Below are 21434 nucleotides of genomic sequence, written 5' to 3'. Positions count from 1 at the left end.
AATTCAATGAAACTATTCCTTCAAAATTTTTCTCTTTAATGCATAGATCCAAAATGATTTCATAGGAATACGAATGAAGAGGTGACAAAGTGATAAAAAGAGCAATTTTTGTCTTCATTGTTCTCATTGTGCTTACAGCATGCCAAAATACGAAAGAATGGACTTTTGTAGGTGAAACGAAAAATTGGCGAGTTGTCTATGAAGTGGTAATGGAGAAAAAACAGGAATCATCCATACTTCAAATCGAATACATCGGGAAGAAACCAATTCCAAAACAAATCGGCTATCGTATAGAAACACCATCCGGTTCTTCCACTGAAATCGGTTTATTAAATAATCAGGGGATCTTAATGATTACAGATGTTTGTGGGGAATGTACAAATGTAAATGAAGAGACGGGAATCAACATGGCTGTTGAATGGGGCAGACAAATTGAATTGTTTACATTACAATTTGAAAAGATTGAAGAGTGATATGTTTGGATGAAATAAAATGAGTCGTTTCTTCCCATGAGAAACGACTCTTATATGTTTACCCCTTTGTTCATGCCATTAAATATCCGTTTCCATTTCAAATCGAGAATACGCAAAATCATACGTAGCTTCTAACATGCGATCAGAAATGTTTACAAGCTGAATTGGTTCAAGTCCAAAATACTTCACCAAAAACTGAACCATATTTTTACGCTCTTTATTGCTCAACAAGGCCATCCCCTCCTATGTGATATATAACAATTATATTATATATAAAACTGATATACAACAGATAAACGCCTAATATTTCGTAAAAATTGTGAAAAGTTTATTTTTAAAAGGATGAAGAATAATAAAAGTAGTCCAAATAGGAGGAGTGCAAACAATATGGTGAACCCACTAAATTTCACGCTGTGGGGTGAGAAGTGATGAACATTTTTCGTGGAGACGCTCACAAAATTTATAAGCGGCTTAAAGAAAATCAAGATGCCATTCATGAATCAAAATATTTAAAAGATCTTTATGAAGTTCGAAAATTTTATGAGTCAATTGAAAGCGATGTGTTGCAATTAATTTACTATCGATTAGTAAAAGAGGAAAATGGGTCAGGCATGATTCCGATTTTTGTTTCGTCCATCCCTTTTTTATTTTTAATTTTTTCCGAGCATCTTCAGAAAATCCTGTTTCAAGAAGGAACGCGAAATTGGATGATTTTCATTGTTTGTTATATCACAGGTATTACATTTGCTTTGTTTCTTCATTTTAGGGAAAAGGCATGGGCGTCTTCCCATATTGAAATGATTAAAGATATTTTGGAAGAACGAAAGAACAAACAGCATGACATATAGATGTGAATATCAAGACAAAATCTATCCATAAAAATTACATTTTCCGACATCATAACTTTTCGACAAATTGGCAACATTGTTATCATAAAGAGTTTTTTAGAAAAATAATTAGGAGGAACTTACAATGTCAGAGAAATTAAAAATTGGGATCATTTTAGGAAGTACACGTGAAGGTCGAGTAAGTCCTCAAGTTGGCAAATGGGTAAAAGAAATAGCTGATAATCGTGAAGAAGCGGAATTTGAAATCGTTGATATCGCTGATTACGACTTGCCTTTTTTTGGTACGACAACATCTGATACAGTAGATCCTCGAGTAGCTAAATGGAATGAAAAATTAGCAAGTTTAGACGGATTTATTTTTATTGTGCAAGAATATAACCACAGTATTACAGGGGCTTTAAAGAATGCGCTCGATTTAGCTAGAGAAGTTTGGAATAATAAAGCGGCTGGCATTGTCAGCTACGGTTCTGTTGGAGGAGCACGTGCTGCTGAACATCTACGCGGGATTTTGGGAGAATTAGCGGTGGCAGATGTTCGGACACACCCTGCGTTATCTCTTTTCACTGATTTTGAAAACATGACAAAGTTCAAACCAGCAGAAATGCATACAAAAACTGTAAATGATATGCTCGACCAACTGCTTAAATGGTCCAAAGCTTTAAAAACAATTCGCAATAACTATTAACTTTATAAAATCTGCTCCAGTTCATACAATGGAGCAGATTTTTTAGCAAAGACAATTGTAAAGAAGGGGAGCTTTATTAGATAAATAGATACTAATTATGATTTTAAATATATCACCTTTAAAATAAAGTTGACTAATAGGAATAGTTTGAATAAAATGATTATTATAAATGATGTAGTTGATTGGACAGACCAAAGACTACAAAATTCTCAATTCTTTTATTTATTGAGGATTTTGTAGTCTTTTTTCATTTTATCAGGAGGAGAGATTTTCATGACGAAGTTTAGCTATATTTCACATCTAGAATGTCCTAAATGTAATGAACGTTATGACGAAAGTAAAGTTCAACAGTTATGTAAATGCGGATCGCCTCTACTGGTTCGATATAACTTGAAAAAAGTAAAGGAAAACGTTTCGAAAGAAGAGCTTGTAAATCGCCCAAAAAGTTTATGGCGATACCACGAAGTTCTTCCAGTCAAAAATGAAGAACATATCATTTCACTAGGTGAAGGTGGAACTCCTTTAGAACATCTCCCAACGTTAGGGACGAAATATGGTTTAAAAAATCTTTACATAAAAGATGAAGGGATTATACCAACTGGTTCTTTTAAAACAAGAGGAGCGAGTGTCGGTGTATCGAAGGCGAAAGAACTTGGTGTGACACAACTAGCGATGCCGACTAATGGAAATGCGGGGGCTGCGTGGGCGCTATATGCATCAAAAGCAGGTATTAAAGCGACGATTGTCATGCCTTTAGATGCACCGCTCATTACTAGAAAAGAAGTGTATATAGCAGGTGGTGATTTACATTTAATAAATGGTTTAATCAGCGATGCAGGAAAAGTGGTTGCACATTTAATTCAACATGAAGGAATTTATGATGCTTCTACTTTAAAAGAGCCATATCGAATTGAAGGAAAGAAAACAATGGGCTATGAAATTGTGGAGCAACTTGGTTGGAAAGTACCAGATGTCATTTTATATCCAACGGGCGGCGGAGTAGGAATCATTGGAATTTATAAAGCTATGCTTGAAATGCAAGAAATCGGTTGGATTGAGAAAGGGAAATTGCCTCGTTTAGTTGCTGTTCAAGCAGAAAGATGTGCGCCAATTGTGGAAGCTTGGAAAAAGGGAGAAAAGGAATCCGTATTTTTCGAAAACTCTACAACTTGTGCATTCGGCATCAATGTACCGAAAGCACTCGGAGATTTCTTAGTACTTGAAGCTATTTACAATACGGATGGTTGTGCAGTCGCAGTCTCTGAAGATGAATTATTGGAAGCGCAAAAACATGTAGCTTCTCTTGAGGGCAATTTCATTTGTCCAGAAGGCGCTACTACATTTGCTGCTGCAAGAAAGTTACGAGAGCAAGGATGGATTCAAGAAGAGGAGCTTGTTGTATGCCTGAATACAGGAGCGGGAATTAAATATCCTGAAACGGTAGATATTCAAGGAGTACAAGTCTTACAACCGGGAGATACGCTCTATGCACAATCTCCACAAGACAGTAACTGGAGAGATTAATCATGGACTGGCAATACATTGTTGAAGTATTACCGTTTTATAAGACTGCGTTATGGCTAACGATTAAGCTTGCAGCAATCGGCATTGTTTTTGCTACGATTACAGGCTTCATTTGCAGTGTAATCCAATATTTTAAGGTCAAAGTGTTGAATCACATCGTCCAAGTTTATTTAGAGATTGCTAGAAACACACCATTGTTAATTCAATTATTTTTCTTATATTTTGGGTTACCGAAAATAGGATTAACGTTAAGCGGGGAAATGTGTGCAATTATCGGTTTGACTTTCCTAGGCGGAAGTTATATGGCTGAAGCATTCCGCGCCGGCATGGAAGTTGTCACAAAATCACAAGTGGAAAGTGGGAAAGCATTGGGACTAAGCAATTTTCAACTAGTACGTTACGTTATTTTTCCGCAAGCCTTTTCTTATAGCGTGCCAGCCTTTGGAGCAAATTGCATTTTCTTAATAAAAGAAACATCCGTATTTAGTGGAATTGCCATATTAGAACTTACCAATACAACGAAAAACTTAATGGGAATTTATTATAAGACGAATGAAGCATTGTTTATGCTTGTCATCGGCTATTTGATTATATTACTTCCTTTCACATTATTTTTAATGTGGCTTGAGAGGAGAGTTCGTTATGCTGAATTCGGGCATTAGTGTTTTATTTGAGGGAATCAATTTCCTTAGGCTGCTTGAAGGGCTTTTCCATACGTTAAAAATTGCGGTGATTGCAATCATTATTTCGATTGTTTTGGGCACGATTATCGGCATAATACGAACGACGAAAAATAAGTTTTTGCAATTCCTGTTCAAAATTTATTTAGAGTTATTTCGTATTATTCCCATTTTAGTATGGTTGTTTGTCATCTACTATATTGTTCCGGTGAACTTTAATGTGGAGTTAAGTGCAGAAGTGGTTGCACTGATTGTTTTCAGTTTATGGGGTACAGCGGAATTGAGTGATATTGTGCGAGGAGCCATTGTTTCTCTGCCAAAACATCAAGTGGAATCGAGCCTTGCACTTGGGCTAAGTAAAGTTCAAATGTATCGTTATGTGCTAGTTCCACAAGCGGCAAAGCGTTCAATTCCTCCAACAATTAATCTTATTACACGAATTATTAAAACAACAGCACTACTTACAATGATTGGTGTTGTAGAAGTAATCAAAGTAGGTCAACAAATTATTCAGTTTTACAATGCTGAATACCCTACTGTTTCATTTTGGATATACGGGATTATCTTTTTCTTATATTTCTGTATTTGTTTTCCGTTGTCTCGAATCTCACGCAAGCTAGAACAAAAATGGGCAACTTAAGGAGGTGGAGTAACTTTGGTTGAAAATCGTCCAATATTGCAAATAAACGGTCTCGTAAAGAAATATGGCGATAAGGTTGTATTAGACGGCATAGATTTACATGTTGAACAAGGGAAAGTCATTGCAATTTTAGGGCCATCTGGCTGCGGAAAGAGTACGTTTTTACGATGTATTAATGGCCTCGAAGAAGTACAAGATGGCGAAATTATTTTCGAGGGAGAGGATTTGACGAAAACTTCAAAATGGCGGGAAGTTCGCCAAAAAATTGGCATGGTATTTCAAAGCTATGACCTCTTTCCGAATATGACAGTAATAGAGAACATTCTCCTTTCACCTATTAAAGTACAAAAAAGAAAGCGGGAAGAAGTAGAATTACAGGCGAGAGAACTACTAGATCGAGTGGGGCTTTTAGATCGTGCTAATGATTATCCGCGGCAATTATCAGGTGGACAGAAGCAGCGAATTGCCATTGTTCGTGCGCTCTGTACTAATCCAAAGATTATGCTATTCGACGAAGTTACGGCTTCCCTTGATCCAGAAATGGTAAGAGAAGTGTTGGAGGTCATTGCACAATTAGCAAAACAAGGAATGACGATGTTAATTGTTACTCATGAAATGAAATTTGCTGAATTAGTAGCAGATGAAGTGATTTTTATGGATAAAGGGAAGATTCATGAACGAGCACAAGCTAAAGACTTTTTCTCAAATCCCCAAACACAACGTGCGCAACAATTTATTAATATATTACAATTTTAGGAGGAAGAAAGATGAAGAAAATTTATTCGTACTTATTGATTGCATTATTAATACTAGTATTAGCTGCATGCAACAATAGTAATAACAACGAATCAGCTAATGAAGAAGAAACTGCTCAAACTGAAACAAAATCCGTTATTGATGAAATTAAAGAGCGCGGGGTACTACGTGTTGCAGTATTCAGCGATAAACCGCCATTTGGATATGTTGATGAAAAAGGCGAAAATCAAGGATATGATATTGTTTTAGCTAAACGCATTGCAAAAGATTTACTTGGTGATGAGTCAAAAATCGAATATGTGATTACTGAACCACAAGCTCGTGTTGACTTATTAAAATCGGATAAAGTAGATATCGTATTGGCAAACTTTACAGTTACACCAGAAAGAGCTGAGCAAGTAGATTTTGCACATCCTTATATGAAAGTAGCAATCGGTGTTGTATCATCTGAAAAATCGCCAATTTCTTCTGTGGAAGAATTAAAAGGAAAAACATTAATTGTGCCTAAAGGGACAACTGCAGAAACATTCTTCATGAAAAATTATCCGGAAGTAGAATTGGTGAAGTATGATCAAATTAATGAAGCATTTGAAGCGCTAAAAGATGGACGCGGTGATGCTTTAGCTCAAGATAACGCTTTACTATTTAGTTGGGCAAATAATAATCCAGGATTTACAGTAGCATTACCTACTTTAGGTGAATTGGATTATATCGCTCCAGCTGTTAAAAAAGGAAATACAGAATTATTAGAATGGTTAAATGAAGAAATTGAAAGTTTATATGAAGAAAAATTCTTTACAAAAGCATATGAAGAAACATTAAAACCTGCTTTCGGTGAAACAATCAAGGCTGATGCTGTAGTAGTTGAAAGTAAAGTTGAATAATGTTAAAAAATGCTTGCTGGAGTGTTTTATCCAGCAAGTTTTTAGTTCTATCAATAGTTTTCTAATTGTCAAATTTTATGAAAAAATCAAGATAGTTGATAAACCTAGTGCAAGTTTTATATGATAGCAATAAATAAAATCTAAGGAAAAAGAATTTACTAGCAAAGGGGTTCCTTTCCTTTCCTTCGAAAAAAAATAGGGTGGTGGATTCATTGAAATTAGATGAATGGTTAAACAATGGTGTACCAAACATCGCCAATTCATTGCTCGATGTTCATAAACAACACTTTCCAATTGAACAATCTATCGGCTTTGAAGGGCAAGAAAAGATTATTAAAATTTTGAAGAACTTCCGTAAAGTGTTATACCCTTGTTTTTGCGACACCTTTAAAGACGAATTGCGCATTGAGACAAACATTGGGAATCTATTAAGATCAACTGCACTAGATTTAAAAGATATCATTTCGAAAGTGCTCAAAAATAATGGAGAAAGCCAACCGGAAGTAAGAGCAGAAGAAATCGTTGTGGATTTACTCAACAAATTACCTGAAATTCGTGAAATTCTACAAACGGATATTCAAGCGGCTTACAATGGAGACCCTGCAGCTTTATCATTAGAAGAAATTTTATTCAGCTATCCATCCATTACAGCCATTACGATACATAGGATAGCTCACGAATTATACCAAGCAGGCGTTCCAATTATCCCAAGAATTATGTCAGAGCATGCTCATAGTTTAACAGGTATTGATATTCATCCAGGAGCAAAAATTGGCGAGTACTTCTTCATTGACCACGGAACAGGTGTGGTGATTGGAGAAACAAGCACAATTGGTAAAAATGTTAAAATCTATCAAGGTGTAACGATTGGGGCAAAAAGCTTCCCGTTAGATGAAAATGGAAACCCGATTAAAGGAATTAAACGTCACCCAGACATTGGGGATAATGTAGTGATTTACGCGGGAGCAACAATTCTAGGTGGAGATACGAAAATCGGACATGATTCCGTCATTGGCGGTAACATTTGGTTAACTCAATCCGTTCCACCATATTCAAGAATTTACAACTCCCAACCGCTTCCAAATATTAAGCAGAAAAAAGAATAGGATTGTCTATCCCTTAAGCAAACATGATTGCTTAAGGGTTTTTTATATCTTCATGTAGTCTTATGGTCTCAATATTCCAAAAACAAATGGTGGAAAAAATTGATATTTTATTTGGATACGGGTACAATATTAGAACGGATGTTCTTATCTATCTTTTCAAAAGAATGGAGGCAATTTTTTATGTATGTAACAATTAAAGATTTTATAAGAGAATGGAATTGGGAGGCGAACTTAACGCAAAAGGTTTTGGAAGGGCTAACCGATGAGTCTCTAAAACAAAAAGTTTATCCGGAAGGGCGTACGCTCGGAAGAATTGTTTGGCATTTTACAACTAATATTCCGGAATATTTAGTGCATTTTGGTTTGAGAATGGAATTAGTCGAAAATGCAGATAAAGTTCCTGATTCGGCGAAGGAAATTGCGGATACTTTTAAAGAAGTGAGCGCTCGTGCAGCGAAAGTCATTCAAGAACAATGGACAGATGAATCACTGAAAGAAGTGCAAATTGCTTTTGGAAGAGAAGAAACAAATGCCCAAATATTAATGGGGCTTATTAAACACATTATTCATCATCGTGGACAAGCAACAGTACTAATGAGACAAGCAGGGCTAAAACCGTTTGGCGTTTATGGGCCGCCGAAAGAAGATTGGATTAATCTAGGAGTAGAGGAACCACCACTATAATTTCATAGGAGGATTTTAAGATGGTATTGAAAAAAATTTCACCAGAAGAATTGTTCCAAAGAATGCAGCAAGGTGAGCAACTCACGATTTTAGATGTTCGAGATCAAGAGAAATATAATACCTTCCATATTGAAGGGGAAAACATCCAATCACTTAATATCCATAAAACAGAGATTTTCGAGTTAGAAAATAATCAAGATAAAAACATATCAGCTTTACCTGAGAAAGGCGAAATCATTGTCACTTGCACAACAGGCAATTCTGCAACAAAATGTGCAAACATTCTATCCAAACATGATTATGATGTAGTTGTATTAGATGGGGGACTCACAGCTTGGAAGGATTATATAAAGAAGTAAGTCGTAAGACGTTTTAATGTTGTATAGTAGCTGTGGGTATTGGATTGGCTTTCTGAAAAGTTTGCTTTTTTGGTGGATTTACATTGAGGATAGAAGTTAATGTATCTGAAAGGAGGATATGCTATCCTGTCTTGGAAGCACTTTGGCAGGATAGTTTATTATTTTGGCGCGCCCATTTCATCTTTAGTATTACAAGATATCCACTAAGAGTGAAATTGGCAATCAACCAAAAAAGTATATCGGGTCATGTGATAATAGTCAAAGTCATGACAATAATAGTCAATCATCAAGAGATAATGGCCAAATTTGTGAACATAATAGTCAATCGAAAAAAATCTACACTTGAAAAGAGAGATAATAGTCAGAATCGAGCTGATAATAGTCAAGCTCCAAAAGATAATAGTCAAACTTGCGTATATAATGGCCAATCGACAAAAAATGGCTTTCGGGGCATGTGATAATAGCCAAAGTCATGACAATAATAGTCAATCATCAAGGGATAATAGCCAAACCTGTAAACATAATAGTCAATCGATTAATTTCATAATAGCCAAGTAAAAGGGCGAATGAGAAAGCTGATCTCTTCATCACTTTCTACATTCGCTCTATCACTTATATCAATTAATTCCCCAACGCTTGTAGTGGAGCTGGAATGCGTCCACCTCGGCGAATGATTTTTTCAGAGCTAAATGGATTTACTCCCATCACAGGTGCTCGTCCAAGCAGGCCGCCAAATTCCACCATTTCGCCTTCTTTTGCACCAGGGACAGGGATGACGCGAACGGCTGTTGTCTTTTTATTAATCATACCAATAGCCGCTTCATCTGCAATCATTGCAGAAATGGTACTAGCAGGTGCGTCTCCCGTAATGGCAATCATATCAAGCCCTACTGAACATACGCATGTCATCGCTTCTAACTTTGATAAGCTTAGAGCACCTTCTTCAATACCACGAATCATACCGTTATCTTCACTAACTGGGATGAAGGCACCGCTTAATCCACCCACATAGGAAGAAGCCATCGCTCCGCCTTTTTTCACTGCATCGTTCATTAATGCAAGGGCGGCGATTGTGCCGTGTGTACCAACACGTTCCAAACCAATTTCTTCTAAGATTTCAGCAACACTGTCGTTCATCGCATTTGTTGGTGCCAGTGACAAATCCATAATGCCGAATGGGACCCCTAAGCGTTTTGCTACTTCTCGGCCAATTAATTCACCAGCGCGGGTAATTTTAAATGCGGTTTTCTTAATAATATCTGCCACTTCACCTAAGTCCGCATCTGGATAACGCTTTAGTGCATTCAACACAACTCCTGGTCCGGAAACTCCGACATTCAACACAACTTCTCCTTCACCGGATCCGAGGAAAGCTCCTGCCATAAACGGATTATCTTCTACAGGGTTGCAGAACACAACAAGCTTTGCACAGCCGAGACCCGATTTATCTTTTGTAAGCTCTGCTGTTTCTTTAATGATTTCACCTAATTGACGAACTGCATCCATATTGATGCCGGCTTTTGTTGTTCCAACAGAAACGGATGCACAAACTCGCTCCGTGACTGCTAGAGCTTCTGGTAGGGCATCAAATAATACTTGGTCTCCCTTCGCAATTCCTTTATGCACGAGGGCCGAAAATCCACCGATAAAGTCAATACCGAGGGTTACAGCAGCACGGTCTAATGTTTTGGCAAGTTCCACTGCTTGATCTTTTGTTGCATTGCCTAGAAGATCTGCAATTGGGGTCACGGCAATACGTTTATTAATAATAGGGATGCCGTATTCTTTCTCCACTTTTTCAGCTGTTGTCTTTAAATCTTTTGCGTAGTGAGTGATTTTATCATAAATTTTTTGATTCATTTTATCGAAATCGGAATTTGCACAGTCTCTGAGATTAATCCCCATCGTAACTGTACGGATATCCAAGTTTTCAGTTCGAACCATTCGGATGGTTTCCATCATTTCTTGAATTTCAAAATTCATATTTGCACGTCCTTTCACACACGATGCATTGCTTGGAAAATTTCTTCAAGTTGTACAGTAATGACAACGCCAATTGATTGACCAAGTTCATTAAGTTCTTGTTGTAGAGTTTCAAGATTAGGTAAATCGGTCACATCAATCACCATCATCATTGTGAAGAAATCTTGTAAAATCGTTTGGCTGATATCTAAAATGTTGATGTTTCGATCTGCAATCACAGTCGTTACTTTTGCGATAATGCCAACTTGATCTTTTCCAATGACACTTACAATTGCTTTTCTACGTTCACTCATTTGTTTCACCTCAATTGATGTAATAAAAAAAGAGATTGGCTTCCCAATCTCAAACACAAAAGAATAATAAGGTTTATCATTCTTCTGTCCTTTTGCCTGAGATTGTGAATCCTTCGGCGCCACAAAACGTGGTCTCTCCAGAAGCTGCTCCTGCGTGTAGTTTTACCCACAGCATTCATCGCTACACCTATTCAGTTCCAATACTAAAAGATACTAACACCTTTGGAACAATTGGTCAACAAAAAATATATTGAAATTTTTCATAAAAAGGAAAATTCAATCTATGATTCAAAATGTAGATTAAATGTTTTTTTCGTAAAGAAGAGGGAATATATGAAATAAAACATGAGATTCATAAATGGAAGGATTGACAAAAAAATAAGTGCATGATATATTTATCTCGAATTCAAAATAAATTAATTCGAAATAAATATTCATATATATCTTGAATTCAAAATAGGATAATATGGGAGGTATGAAAATGGCGAAGTGGGTTGTTGATAAATCACACTCAGAAATTAGTTTTGAAGTAAAGCATATGATGGTGTCAAAGGTGAGAGGGCATTTTGATTCTTATACGGCTGAAATTGAAGCGGAAGATTTAACGGATCTGACAACTGCTACAATTGCATTTACCTTTGATGTTGCGAGCATTAATACAAAATCAGAAGATCGCGATAATCATTTAAAATCTGCAGACTTTTTTGATGCGGAAAAATATCCAACAATTACGTTCCAATCCAAAGTGATTACGAAAACAGATGATAACGAATTTGAAGTGACAGGGGATTTAACAATTAAAGATGTAACAAAACCAGTCACATTCGAAGTGGAGTACAATGGTAAAGGGAAAAACCCTTGGGGCGTGGAAGTTTACGGATTCGAAGCGGAAGCAAAAATCAACCGTGAAGAATTCGGGCTTACATGGAACGCTGCCCTTGAAACAGGTGGCGTATTGGTAGGAAAAGACATTAAAATAAAAGCAGAATTAGAAGTGAACCCTGCAAGCTAATTAGTGGGGGAAGAAGAGGGTGTCTAGAAAGCGAAAACTTTCCAGACACCCTTACTTTTTGATAATAATTTTTCTTTTACCGAACATTACTCCGGCGGGAAACATATCTTCGTCGCAAAGGTGTTGACTCAAATAGAGAACTTTTATTAATTATGAAGGAAAGAAAAAGCTTATTGTTTTAAAATGATGCTCAAGCGAAAAAAAGCTTGTTGCACTCATGGCAACAAGCTTTTTGATTCTATTTTTTATTCAATACACTATGCGTCCTTCCATACACAAAATACACTAATAAACCAATAATCATCCAGATAAGACAAGTAAACATTGTGAATGTAGATAATTGGACGATCATGAAAATACAAAGGAGGCAAGAAAGAATTGGCACAATTGGGAACAATGGTACTTTAAATCCTTCTTTTAATCCATCAATTTTCATTTTTCTAATAAAGATAACGCCAATCGATACAGCAGCAAAAGCAATCAATGTACCGATATTCACAAGTTCTGCCAACTTATCAATCGGAATAAAACCAGCGAATAAAGATACAAATATTGCATAAATCCATGTATTTTTTAACGGGATTTTACGGCGAGGGTGAATTTCTGATAACACTTTTGGAAGCATTCCGTCACGAGCAAAGGAGTACACTAAGCGAGTACCTCCGTAAAGCATAACGAAAATCACCGTCATCATACTAATGACTGCTCCGAGCGAAATAACACCAAATACCCAATCAAGATTTTTCATTTCCATCGCATAAGCAACAGGATTTCCTACATTCAATTCTGTATATGGAACCATCCCTGTTAACACAAGGGAAACGGCTACATATAAAATTGTACAAATCACGAGCGTTCCGATAATTCCAATTGGCATGTTTCGCTGTGGATTTTTTACCTCTTCAGCAGCGGAAGATACCGCATCAAAACCTAAATAAGCAAAGATTACTAGTGCTGCTCCTGATAAAATCCCACCAAAACCAAATGGCATAAATGGTTGCCAGTTGTCAGGCTTCACATAAAACATTCCAACAAGAATAAAGAGTAAAATAATCCCTAGTTTAATGAAAACCATGATTTTATTTAATCGGTTAGACTCTTTCATTCCTAATGATAGGAAGGAAGCTAAAAGTAAAATAATTATAATGGCTGGTAAATTGATATATGTTCCGTTTGCTGGACTGAATGGACCTGATAATGCTTGCGGTACGTGAATGCCAAATCCTTCAACAAGAGATTGAAAGTAAGCAGACCAACCAGTTGCCACTGCTGCAACAGCTAAACCATACTCAAGCAAAAGACTCCATCCGATTATCCAAGCGATTAGCTCGCCAAAGATCACATAGGAATATGTATAGGCACTACCAGCTACTGGAATCGATGAAGACAATTCCGAATAACATAAGGCTGAAAAAGCGCATACAATTGCTGCCAAAATAAATGAGAAAACGATGGCAGGACCTGCATGAACAGCAGCTACAGTACCTGGTAAAATGAAAATCCCTGTTCCGACAACTGCTCCAACACCAAGAGCGATTAAATCAAATGAATTCATTGTTTTATTAAACTGTGATGTGCCTTTTTGATTCAATAATTCGCTTAAAGATAATTTTCGAAATAATTGATTTTTCATAGCTCATTCCATCCTATTTTGATATAATAATTTATTTATTGGTGATTTTTATTACTTAAAAATAAAATCGAATAAAGTATAGCACTTTTTCGCGTTGAAGTGTTGAAGAATCAAAAAGTTATAATTTTTAATTAATTAACAAATTTCTGATTATTATATCAATTTTTATTATTGTAATATAACAATATAAATTATTCCCATCCTTATTAAGTTGTCCTACATTTTAAAAACATATTCAAAGCATGTGAAGCATATCTAGTAAGGCTCTCTCATACAATGGGGAAAGTGTAATTAACTTGATAGAACATTATTAGAAAAGGGAGAATCAAAATATGAACATATTTATATGGATGGGGATATTTTTATTGCTATTTGGCGTTTATTTTTCAAAATGGACAGCCTTCGCACTAATTATTTCCATTGTCGGATGCACGGTCATTTTTGGGGGATTTATCTTAAAAGAACGGCAAAAAATAATGAAAAAAAGCCATTAAAACAATGGCTCCTATTTTAATCGATAAATAATAAAACGTTCTTGCCAATTTTTTTCGTGCAATGTAGGAATGGGAATTTCCATTACTTTTTCAAAAGGAGTGTAATGATTTATATAATCGATGTAGTCATTTGATGGATAGTATAAAATTACGTCCACAGGTCGCTTTTTCTCTTCGATTGAGAGCATGATATGATGTAGCACTTTCATAAATATCTGCAAGGAAAAAGGGTTGAAAAAATAAAATTTATTTTCTGTCGGTTGAATTGGGTAATCTTGAGCGAAACAGCGGAGAAACTGGATTTTATCTTCCTTTTTTTTAAACTTCTTGCAATATCGTTCTCGGTTTTTCATTGCTTCTTTTATGAATTGCTCGTTCATGTCGATACCCAAGACAGACGCATTTGTTTTGTAGTGGAGGAAAATGCTTAATCTCCCTAATCCACAGCCAAAATCGACAATGGAGTCGTTCTCGTTGATTTGATAATTTTTTAGCAATTCTTCTAAGGCAGAATAAGGAGTGGGTTCATAGCGATTATAATGAATGGATTGATAGATACCGTTATTCGATCCACAAGTTTCAATATGGAGGAAGCGATCATATTCTGTTTCGTTCATCATTATTCTCCCATCTTTATAAGGTGTTTTTTAGTATATCGAAGAGGTGAAAAGGTGTACATCCTTTTAGTTGGTTTGTCAAAGTTTATTCACGATGAAAAGAGTAGAACATAGTATAATATAATTAATTAACGGTTTACATAGTGAAGGAGTGCGCACATGTTCAAAAAATTATTCGGTCGAAAAAGTGAACCTTTCAAACATAGAGTTGAATTTTGTGTATCGAACAAGGCTTATTGCCATCCAGATGTATACGATGAGTTGGAACAGAGAGAAGATGTAATAGTGGAAGATACAGGGTGTAATTCCTATTGTGAAATTTGCGACGGTCATTATTATGCCCTTGTTAATGGCGAGCCAATTTCAGCAGACAACGCAAAAGAGTTATTAGAAAAAATCGATGAAGAAATCAAGTTGAATCCGATTGAGTGAAGAGCCGCAATTTGAAGAAGCAAACAGGTGGTTTACAGTTTTCTTCGATGAATACAGAATTCCTCTAGAAGTAACAGTTCAACCGTTTTTGCATATATCAAAAGTGAACGAATCTTCTGCAACGGAGGGAAGGAAATGGGTTATTATCCCATGGGTTATGGATTTGAGCAGATCTTAATCAATATTTTATATTATTTAGGTGTCTTCATTATTATTGCAACAATTGTTTGTGTCATTTACGGCTTCATATACAGTTTGATATTCGGGGCGGGCGTTTAAGGAATTTCCTTAAGCGTTTTTTTATTTGATCGAAAAATGACAATCACATGACGATTTTCGTAAAATCCTATTTTTATAGAAAAGATGTTATACAATAAAGATGTAAACGGAATACATCTTTAAGTTCAGCAAACTGTTTGGAGGAATAGTTTATGGAACAAAATGAAAAAGCAGAACGTCTAAAAAATATGTTAGATGGAGAATTACAACCATTGCATGAAAAAATTGATCGGCTTGAAGATGAAGTGAAATCCTTGCAAGAAGACATAAAAAGCCTAATGAAGTTGCTTTCATCAAAGGAATAATTTTTCCGACTTTACACAAATTATAGCTACAACTTTAACCTCATAACCTCTCTTTTCTAAAAGGCTGTCCGTAAAGACCGTTAGCGGTTTGCGGTTCAGCTTTTTTTAAGCCATTTTCTCTCTTGTAATGAAATACAAGCTATTCTTCCCCCAAGTCAATTTCATTCTCATATGCAAGATGTGTTTTCTCCCAGAAACGAAAATTCCTATCAATTTATTGAATTTTTTCTCCTCACAAACAATAGTATATATCTAAGCATTTTCGTTTTATCTCGCACAGAAAAGCTAGTTCATCTTCTTTCAATAAATTTATTCAACATTCACCTTTTGTTAATTTTTACGTTACTATAAGGTGGAAATCCAATAAAATATGCTCTGCAAATAAAATTAGAGAAATTATGACATAATTTCAACAAATTTATAAAAATTATTCATTTTAATTATTACTTTTTAACCTTAATTATTGCTTTTTGTTAATATGATATTATAAAAATAGTAAAAAATTAGTGTTATTTCCAAGAGCGCTTAAGTATGGATAATAGGAAAATGGTATTTTTTGGATATTTTTCGTTTTCTGTAAAGGAGCATTAATGATTTATGGATGATAAAACAAATGTTTCGTTCAATGTTGAACAGCAAATTGACATACAAAGTTTGGCTGAAGAATTGAAAGAATTAAAAGAACTGAAATATGCATTAGATAAATCCTCTATTGTCGCTATTACGGATGCACAAGGAAGAATTACATATGTCAATGAATTATTTTGTGAAATTGCCCAATATTCTCGAGAAGAATTAATAGGGAAGACTCACCGTGTCATCAATTCTGGTTTTCATTCAAAAGAATTTTTTAAACAAATGTGGAGTGAAATAGGGAAGGGGAACATATGGAGAGGCGAAATAAAAAATAAAAAGAAAGATGGCTCTTATTATTGGGTCCATGCGACTATTGTTCCTTTTTTAAATGAGAAAGGAAAACCATATAAATATCTCTCCATTCGAACAGATATTACGAAAGAAAAAGAATTGGAAGAAGAACTAGAACGAAGCTACAAAAAATATGAGTTAATCGCCGAACATTCCGACAACTTTGTAGCGTTAGTTGATGCAGATGGTGCTTTTCATTACGTCTCTCTAACATTCCAAATACTACTACATTATGATTTAAAATCATTAGAAAAACAAAATTTATTTAATTTAATTCACTTGGAAGATTCAGAACTGTTAAAAAAGGAAATCCAAAAATTATTGAATATGTCCAGAGGGAAATCTTCGCGTAAGTTGGAGTTTCGATTGCTCCATGGTGATGGAAGATACATTGATGTGGAAGCGACGATTAAAATCATTCATGATGATGAAAATCCGTTAAACAATTTAGTATTAATTGTCATGAGCGACATAAGTGTTCGTAAAGAAGTAGAGCAGAATCTTTATCGCTTAGCCTATCACGATAGTTTAACAAATTTCCCTAATCGTCCAACTTTTATGAATGAGCTTCGATCGTATGTTATGGATGTTCGATTAACGAATAAAAAATTTTCTATCTTATTCATTGACTTAGATAATTTTAAATTAATCAATGAACAACTTGGGCATGATAATGGGGATTTAGTCATTGTGAAAGCTGCTGAAAACATTCGAGAATCGATTCGAGAGATCGATTTAGTGGCTCGAATGGGCGGTGATGAGTTTATTGTACTGTTGCGTGATATTAAAGACGAACAAGATACTATTAACATAGTGAATAACATAATTGAGAAGTTTCAAAAACCCATTGTTGTAAACGGAAAGGACCATGTATTGACTTGCAGTATTGGAGTGGCTTCATATCCTGAACATGGCACAACACCGGAAGAGCTTATTAAAAACGCAGATTCTGCTTTAACTCAAGTAAAACAAAACAGTAAAAACAATTATGCTGTTTACAATAAAAAATTGGAGAATATGTCCTTAGAGCGACGCATAATTGAGAATGCTATGCGAAAAGGATTAAACGAACATCAATTCTTTTTAGAATATCAACCAAAATTCAATATTCATAGTGATGAGATTGTCGGTATGGAAGCGTTGGTTCGATGGAATCATCCAGATTTAGGAACAATTCCTCCAGGGAAATTTATTTCTCTTGCTGAAGAAACAGGCTTAATTATTCCATTAGGGGAATGGATTTTAAATGAAAGCTGCAAACAAGCAAAAGAGTGGCAAGAAAAAGGTTTCGGGCAGTTAATTGTATCTGTCAACGTTTCGGTTCGTCAATTGCAAGATCCAAAATTCGTTCAACAGGTAGAGCGAGTGTTGAAGGAGACCGGATTTAATCCGAAATTGCTTGAGTTGGAAGTGACGGAAAGTATTTTTGCAGATTTAAATTGCATAACTCCGATATTGAAACGCCTTCGCAGTCTTGGAATTCATATCTCGGTGGATGATTTTGGCACGGGATATAGCTCATTAAGCTATATTAAGCATCTTCCAATTGACACGTTAAAGGTAGATGCTTCATTCGTTAAGGATATTCATAAAAATGAGGAGAGTAAGGCCATTGTAAGAGCAATTATTAATTTGGCAGAAACAATTGGGTTAAAAGTAATTGCGGAAGGGATAGAAATTGAAGAGCAAGTGAGAGCGCTTCGCAATGATGGTTGTATCTTTGGACAAGGCTATTTTTATAGCCGTCCATTGAGAAAAGAAGCATTTGAAGAATATATCCGTAGTAAAGGTTTTATTACATCTTAATCAAGTAATATAGTTTGATTGTACAAAATTTGTCCTGCGATATCTTTAATCGCAGGATTTTTTTTGCGTTTTCATCTTTGTTTTATATGAAAATAATTTTGTCTTACTTTATAAGAATAAAGAAACTGAAATATTAATAGAAATTCTCTGTTAAAATACTATTTTATAAAAATAGTTCATCAAATAGCATTTCTATATAAAATTTAGTTAGTTTTTTCTAAATATTCTTTTAACAATTGTTAAAAAAAGTATTATACTATTTTAATAACAGAAAAATTTTTCTGAATATTCAACAAAATATTGGAGGCTTTACTATGACAGAAATAACAGTAGAATTAACAGACAAACCGAAAGAAAAGCCAGCTCCGGACGAACTTGGCTTTGGACATTATTTTACTGATCACATGTTTATAATGGATTATACAGAAGGGAAAGGATGGCACGACCCCCGCATTGTACCTTATCAAAAAATTTGTCTAGAGCCATCCAGTATGGTATTCCATTATGGCCAAACAGTGTTTGAAGGTTTAAAAGCGTATCGTACACCAGATGGAGAAGTTCAGTTATTCCGCCCGGATGCAAACTTTAGACGATTAAATCATTCCAATGAACGATTAGTCATCCCACCAGTGGATGAAGATCTTGCATTAGAAGCGCTAAAAAAATTAGTGGATATTGACCGGGATTGGGTACCGGATGCACCAGGAACTTCTTTATACATCCGTCCATTCATCATTGCAACTGAGCCGTTTTTAGGTGTACATCCTGCTAAAAACTATTTGTTTATGATTATCTTGTCTCCAAGCGGTTCTTATTATAAAGAAGGCATTAATCCATTAAAAATTATGGTAGAAGAGCGATATGTTCGTGCAGTAGTGGGTGGAACAGGTGAAGTAAAAACAGGTGGTAACTATGCAAGCTCCTTAATTGGACAAATTAACGCTGAAAAAGAAGGTTACTCTCAAACATTATGGTTGGACGGTGTTGAAAAACGCTATATTGAAGAAGTAGGGAGTATGAACATCTTCTTCAAAATTGATGGTAAAGTCATTACGCCAGCGCTTACAGGAAGCATCTTACCTGGTATTACGCGTGATTCGATGATTAAAGTATTACAATCTAAAAATATTCCAGTAGAAGAACGACGCATTTCAATTGATGAAGTAGTGGAGGCTGCTCAAAACGGAACGCTCGAAGAAGTATTTGGGACAGGCACTGCCGCGGTGATTTCACCAGTAGGGGAATTAAAATATTTAGACCATCGCATCATCATAAATGATGGAAAAATCGGCGAAGTATCTCAAATGCTCTATGATACGTTAACGGGCATCCAATACGGAAGAATTGAAGATCCATTCGGATGGACTGTACGCGTATAATTTAATTTAATTTAATTTTACTCGCACCTTTCGCTAAGGTGCGAGTTTTTCAGTTTTCATCTTGTGCATTTTCAACGGTAAATATATTGAGGAGTTTGACTATTATCTTTTAGGATTTGACTATAAAGTTCTAGCATTTGACTATTATCGTTTCTTACGGAAGCCAATTTTTTTGGTTGGCAAATATATTGAGGAGTTTGACTAATATCCTTTGAGATTTGACTATAAAGTTCTAGCATTTGACTATTATCGTTCCTTGGGGGAACCGATTTTATTCGGTTGGCAAATATATTGAAGTGTTTGACTAATATCTTTTGGGATTTGACTATAAAGTTCCAGACTTTGACTATTATCGTTTCTTACGAGAGCCGATTTTATTCGGATGGCAAATATATTGAGGAGTTTGACTATTATCCATTGAGATTTGACTATAAAGTTCTAGACTTTGACTATTATCGTTCCTTGGGGGAGTAGATTTTTTTCGGTTGGCAATTATATTGCAGACTTTGACTAATATCGGATGAAGAATGGCTATTATTGTCGCTGCTTTGACTATTATCTCTTATAACAAGTAAGGCAAATTTTATAAAAGAAAGGGGATTGTCTAAAATGCCAACGATACCTATTTATCAAATAGATGCATTTACAAGTGAACCATTTAAAGGGAATCCAGCAGCGGTCGTTCCTCTTGAGAATTGGCTTTCAGATGAAATAATGCAACAAATATAACAAGTAAGGCAAATTTTATAAAAGAAAGGGGATTGTCTAAAATGCCAACGATACCTATTTATCAAATAGATGCATTTACAAGTGAACCATTTAAAGGGAATCCAGCAGCGGTCGTTCCTCTTGAGAATTGGCTTTCAGATGAAATAATGCAACAAATTGCGGCGGAAAATAATTTATCAGAAACAGCTTTTGTCGTTCATCAACAAAATGAAGAATACGAGTTACGTTGGTTCACACCGAAAACTGAAATCGATTTGTGTGGACATGCTACATTAGCAACAGCATTTGTCGTTTTTCAATATCTTAACCGGTCCATGACACAAGTAAAATTCCATACAAAAAGCGGTATCTTAACCGTGACAAAGAATGGTTCCTTGTTAACGATGTCGTTTCCATCTCGGGAAGGGCAGCCTTGTGAAATTCCAGAAGCTCTTGTGAAAGGTTTAGGCAAAAGACCGAAAGAGGTGTATGTAGCTAGGGACTATTTAGCGGTGTTTGATACAGAAGAAGAGATTCGAAATATAAATATCAATGTGGAAGAATTAAAGAAATTAGATGCTTTCGGCGTAATTGTGACTGCGAAGGGGAAAGAGGTTGATTTCGTTTCTCGATTTTTTGCACCAAAGGCTGGAATAGATGAAGATCCGGTGACAGGTTCCGCCCATTGCACATTGGTTCCTTATTGGAAAAGAGTTTTAAAGAAAGGGGAGTTCACAGCGTTGCAATTGTCCTCCCGTGGAGGAAAACTTTTGTGTAAAGATGTAGGAGATGAAATTCAAATATCCGGCGAAGCGGTTGTTTATTTAGAGGGGAAAATATTTATTTGATGGAAGAAGGTTATTAGGATGCAAAGGGGGAAAAAACCCCCTTTTCCAGTTAGATATTTTGAAAACGGCCATTCATATG

At 35.6% G+C, this 21434-nt stretch carries 25 protein-coding genes and 1 riboswitch; of the genes, 20 read left to right on the top strand and 5 right to left on the bottom strand.

Annotated features, from left to right (window positions below; genetic code table 11):
* Positions 1 to 89: 89 nt before the first annotated feature.
* Entirely contained in the window at positions 90 to 473 is a 384-nt protein-coding gene (locus NST00_RS01120) for a hypothetical protein (RefSeq protein WP_340709520.1), read from the top strand.
* Positions 474 to 551: 78 nt separating this feature from the next.
* On the opposite strand, the gene NST00_RS01115 is transcribed toward NST00_RS01120, so the two are convergent.
* Complete coding sequence (locus NST00_RS01115; RefSeq protein ID WP_168411853.1) at positions 552 to 704, bottom strand: hypothetical protein; 153 nt, start codon at positions 702 to 704, stop codon at positions 552 to 554.
* Between the two features lie 197 nt (positions 705 to 901).
* Here NST00_RS01115 and NST00_RS01110 point away from each other — a divergent pair, with 197 nt between their 5' ends.
* The 10 genes from NST00_RS01110 (at position 902) to NST00_RS01065 (ending at position 8639) form a co-directional block, all read left to right on the top strand.
* Positions 902 to 1321 carry a hypothetical protein gene (locus NST00_RS01110; protein WP_016837395.1) on the top strand — a complete coding sequence of 140 codons (420 nt, stop codon included), beginning with the start codon at positions 902 to 904 and terminating at the stop codon, positions 1319 to 1321.
* A gap of 124 nt (positions 1322 to 1445) precedes the next feature.
* Positions 1446 to 2006, top strand: coding sequence for an NADPH-dependent FMN reductase (locus NST00_RS01105; RefSeq protein WP_016837394.1), 561 nt, complete (start codon positions 1446 to 1448; stop codon positions 2004 to 2006).
* A 273-nt stretch (positions 2007 to 2279) separates the two neighbouring features.
* Entirely contained in the window at positions 2280 to 3530 is a 1251-nt protein-coding gene (locus tag NST00_RS01100; protein WP_340709519.1) for a threonine synthase, read from the top strand.
* 2 nt (positions 3531 to 3532) lie between these two features.
* Entirely contained in the window at positions 3533 to 4192 is a 660-nt protein-coding gene (locus NST00_RS01095) for an amino acid ABC transporter permease (RefSeq protein ID WP_340709518.1), read from the top strand.
* On the top strand, positions 4173 to 4850 hold the full coding sequence (locus NST00_RS01090; RefSeq protein ID WP_096550228.1) for an amino acid ABC transporter permease: 678 nt from the start codon (positions 4173 to 4175) through the stop codon (positions 4848 to 4850). Before NST00_RS01095 ends, NST00_RS01090 begins: the two co-directional genes overlap by 20 nt.
* 15 nt (positions 4851 to 4865) lie before the next feature.
* Positions 4866 to 5606: an amino acid ABC transporter ATP-binding protein gene (locus NST00_RS01085; protein WP_340709517.1), complete on the top strand. Its 741-nt coding sequence runs from the start codon at positions 4866 to 4868 to the stop codon at positions 5604 to 5606.
* Between the two features lie 11 nt (positions 5607 to 5617).
* Complete coding sequence (locus NST00_RS01080; protein WP_096550230.1) at positions 5618 to 6490, top strand: cysteine ABC transporter substrate-binding protein; 873 nt, start codon at positions 5618 to 5620, stop codon at positions 6488 to 6490.
* Positions 6491 to 6702: 212 nt separating this feature from the next.
* The gene (gene epsC / locus NST00_RS01075) at positions 6703 to 7596 is read left to right on the top strand and encodes a serine O-acetyltransferase EpsC (RefSeq protein WP_016837392.1); all 894 of its coding nucleotides are present in this window, start codon (positions 6703 to 6705) and stop codon (positions 7594 to 7596) included.
* Between the two features lie 180 nt (positions 7597 to 7776).
* Complete coding sequence (locus tag NST00_RS01070; RefSeq protein WP_016837391.1) at positions 7777 to 8280, top strand: DinB family protein; 504 nt, start codon at positions 7777 to 7779, stop codon at positions 8278 to 8280.
* A gap of 20 nt (positions 8281 to 8300) precedes the next feature.
* Complete coding sequence (locus tag NST00_RS01065) at positions 8301 to 8639, top strand: rhodanese-like domain-containing protein (RefSeq protein WP_016837390.1); 339 nt, start codon at positions 8301 to 8303, stop codon at positions 8637 to 8639.
* Positions 8640 to 9260: 621 nt separating this feature from the next.
* Here the strand turns inward: NST00_RS01065 and NST00_RS01060 are convergent.
* Positions 9261 to 10622: a PFL family protein gene (locus NST00_RS01060; RefSeq protein ID WP_016837388.1), complete on the bottom strand. Its 1362-nt coding sequence runs from the start codon at positions 10620 to 10622 to the stop codon at positions 9261 to 9263.
* Between the two features lie 14 nt (positions 10623 to 10636).
* The gene (locus NST00_RS01055; RefSeq protein WP_026018995.1) at positions 10637 to 10915 is read right to left on the bottom strand and encodes an ACT domain-containing protein; all 279 of its coding nucleotides are present in this window, start codon (positions 10913 to 10915) and stop codon (positions 10637 to 10639) included.
* Between the two features lie 74 nt (positions 10916 to 10989).
* Positions 10990 to 11066, bottom strand: a riboswitch (glycine riboswitch).
* A gap of 330 nt (positions 11067 to 11396) precedes the next feature.
* Here NST00_RS01055 and NST00_RS01050 point away from each other — a divergent pair.
* Positions 11397 to 11927, top strand: a complete 531-nt coding sequence (locus tag NST00_RS01050; RefSeq protein WP_016837386.1) for a YceI family protein — start codon at positions 11397 to 11399, stop codon at positions 11925 to 11927.
* A gap of 238 nt (positions 11928 to 12165) precedes the next feature.
* Here NST00_RS01050 and NST00_RS01045 read toward each other — a convergent pair whose 3' ends face one another.
* On the bottom strand, positions 12166 to 13560 hold the full coding sequence (locus tag NST00_RS01045; protein WP_016837385.1) for an amino acid permease: 1395 nt from the start codon (positions 13558 to 13560) through the stop codon (positions 12166 to 12168).
* A 332-nt stretch (positions 13561 to 13892) separates the two neighbouring features.
* Between NST00_RS01045 and NST00_RS01040 the strand changes: the two genes are divergently transcribed.
* The gene (locus NST00_RS01040; protein WP_157782643.1) at positions 13893 to 14054 is read left to right on the top strand and encodes a hypothetical protein; all 162 of its coding nucleotides are present in this window, start codon (positions 13893 to 13895) and stop codon (positions 14052 to 14054) included.
* A gap of 11 nt (positions 14055 to 14065) precedes the next feature.
* Here the strand turns inward: NST00_RS01040 and NST00_RS01035 are convergent, their stop codons facing one another.
* On the bottom strand, positions 14066 to 14671 hold the full coding sequence (locus tag NST00_RS01035; protein WP_340710137.1) for a class I SAM-dependent methyltransferase: 606 nt from the start codon (positions 14669 to 14671) through the stop codon (positions 14066 to 14068).
* 159 nt (positions 14672 to 14830) lie between these two features.
* Here NST00_RS01035 and NST00_RS01030 point away from each other — a divergent pair, with 159 nt between their 5' ends.
* The 7 genes from NST00_RS01030 (at position 14831) to NST00_RS01000 (ending at position 21355) form a co-directional block, all read left to right on the top strand.
* On the top strand, positions 14831 to 15103 hold the full coding sequence (locus tag NST00_RS01030) for a DUF1450 domain-containing protein (protein WP_016837382.1): 273 nt from the start codon (positions 14831 to 14833) through the stop codon (positions 15101 to 15103).
* 135 nt (positions 15104 to 15238) lie between these two features.
* Positions 15239 to 15382, top strand: a complete 144-nt coding sequence (locus tag NST00_RS01025) for a hypothetical protein (protein ID WP_016837381.1) — start codon at positions 15239 to 15241, stop codon at positions 15380 to 15382.
* A gap of 152 nt (positions 15383 to 15534) precedes the next feature.
* The gene (locus NST00_RS01020) at positions 15535 to 15687 is read left to right on the top strand and encodes a hypothetical protein (RefSeq protein ID WP_016837380.1); all 153 of its coding nucleotides are present in this window, start codon (positions 15535 to 15537) and stop codon (positions 15685 to 15687) included.
* A 597-nt stretch (positions 15688 to 16284) separates the two neighbouring features.
* Positions 16285 to 18420: a bifunctional diguanylate cyclase/phosphodiesterase gene (locus NST00_RS01015; protein WP_016837379.1), complete on the top strand. Its 2136-nt coding sequence runs from the start codon at positions 16285 to 16287 to the stop codon at positions 18418 to 18420.
* Between the two features lie 314 nt (positions 18421 to 18734).
* Positions 18735 to 19799: a branched-chain amino acid aminotransferase gene (locus NST00_RS01010; protein ID WP_168411850.1), complete on the top strand. Its 1065-nt coding sequence runs from the start codon at positions 18735 to 18737 to the stop codon at positions 19797 to 19799.
* Between the two features lie 609 nt (positions 19800 to 20408).
* Entirely contained in the window at positions 20409 to 20528 is a 120-nt protein-coding gene (locus NST00_RS01005; RefSeq protein WP_340709516.1) for a PhzF family phenazine biosynthesis protein, read from the top strand.
* A gap of 41 nt (positions 20529 to 20569) precedes the next feature.
* Positions 20570 to 21355 carry a PhzF family phenazine biosynthesis protein gene (locus NST00_RS01000; protein WP_339289322.1) on the top strand — a complete coding sequence of 262 codons (786 nt, stop codon included), beginning with the start codon at positions 20570 to 20572 and terminating at the stop codon, positions 21353 to 21355.
* Positions 21356 to 21434: the final 79 nt, after the last annotated feature.

The sequence above is a fragment of the Ureibacillus sp. FSL K6-0165 genome (assembly GCF_038004285.1).
Lineage (GTDB): Bacteria > Bacillota > Bacilli > Bacillales_A > Planococcaceae > Ureibacillus > Ureibacillus thermosphaericus.
This window is presented reverse-complemented; position numbering and strand designations above follow the sequence as displayed.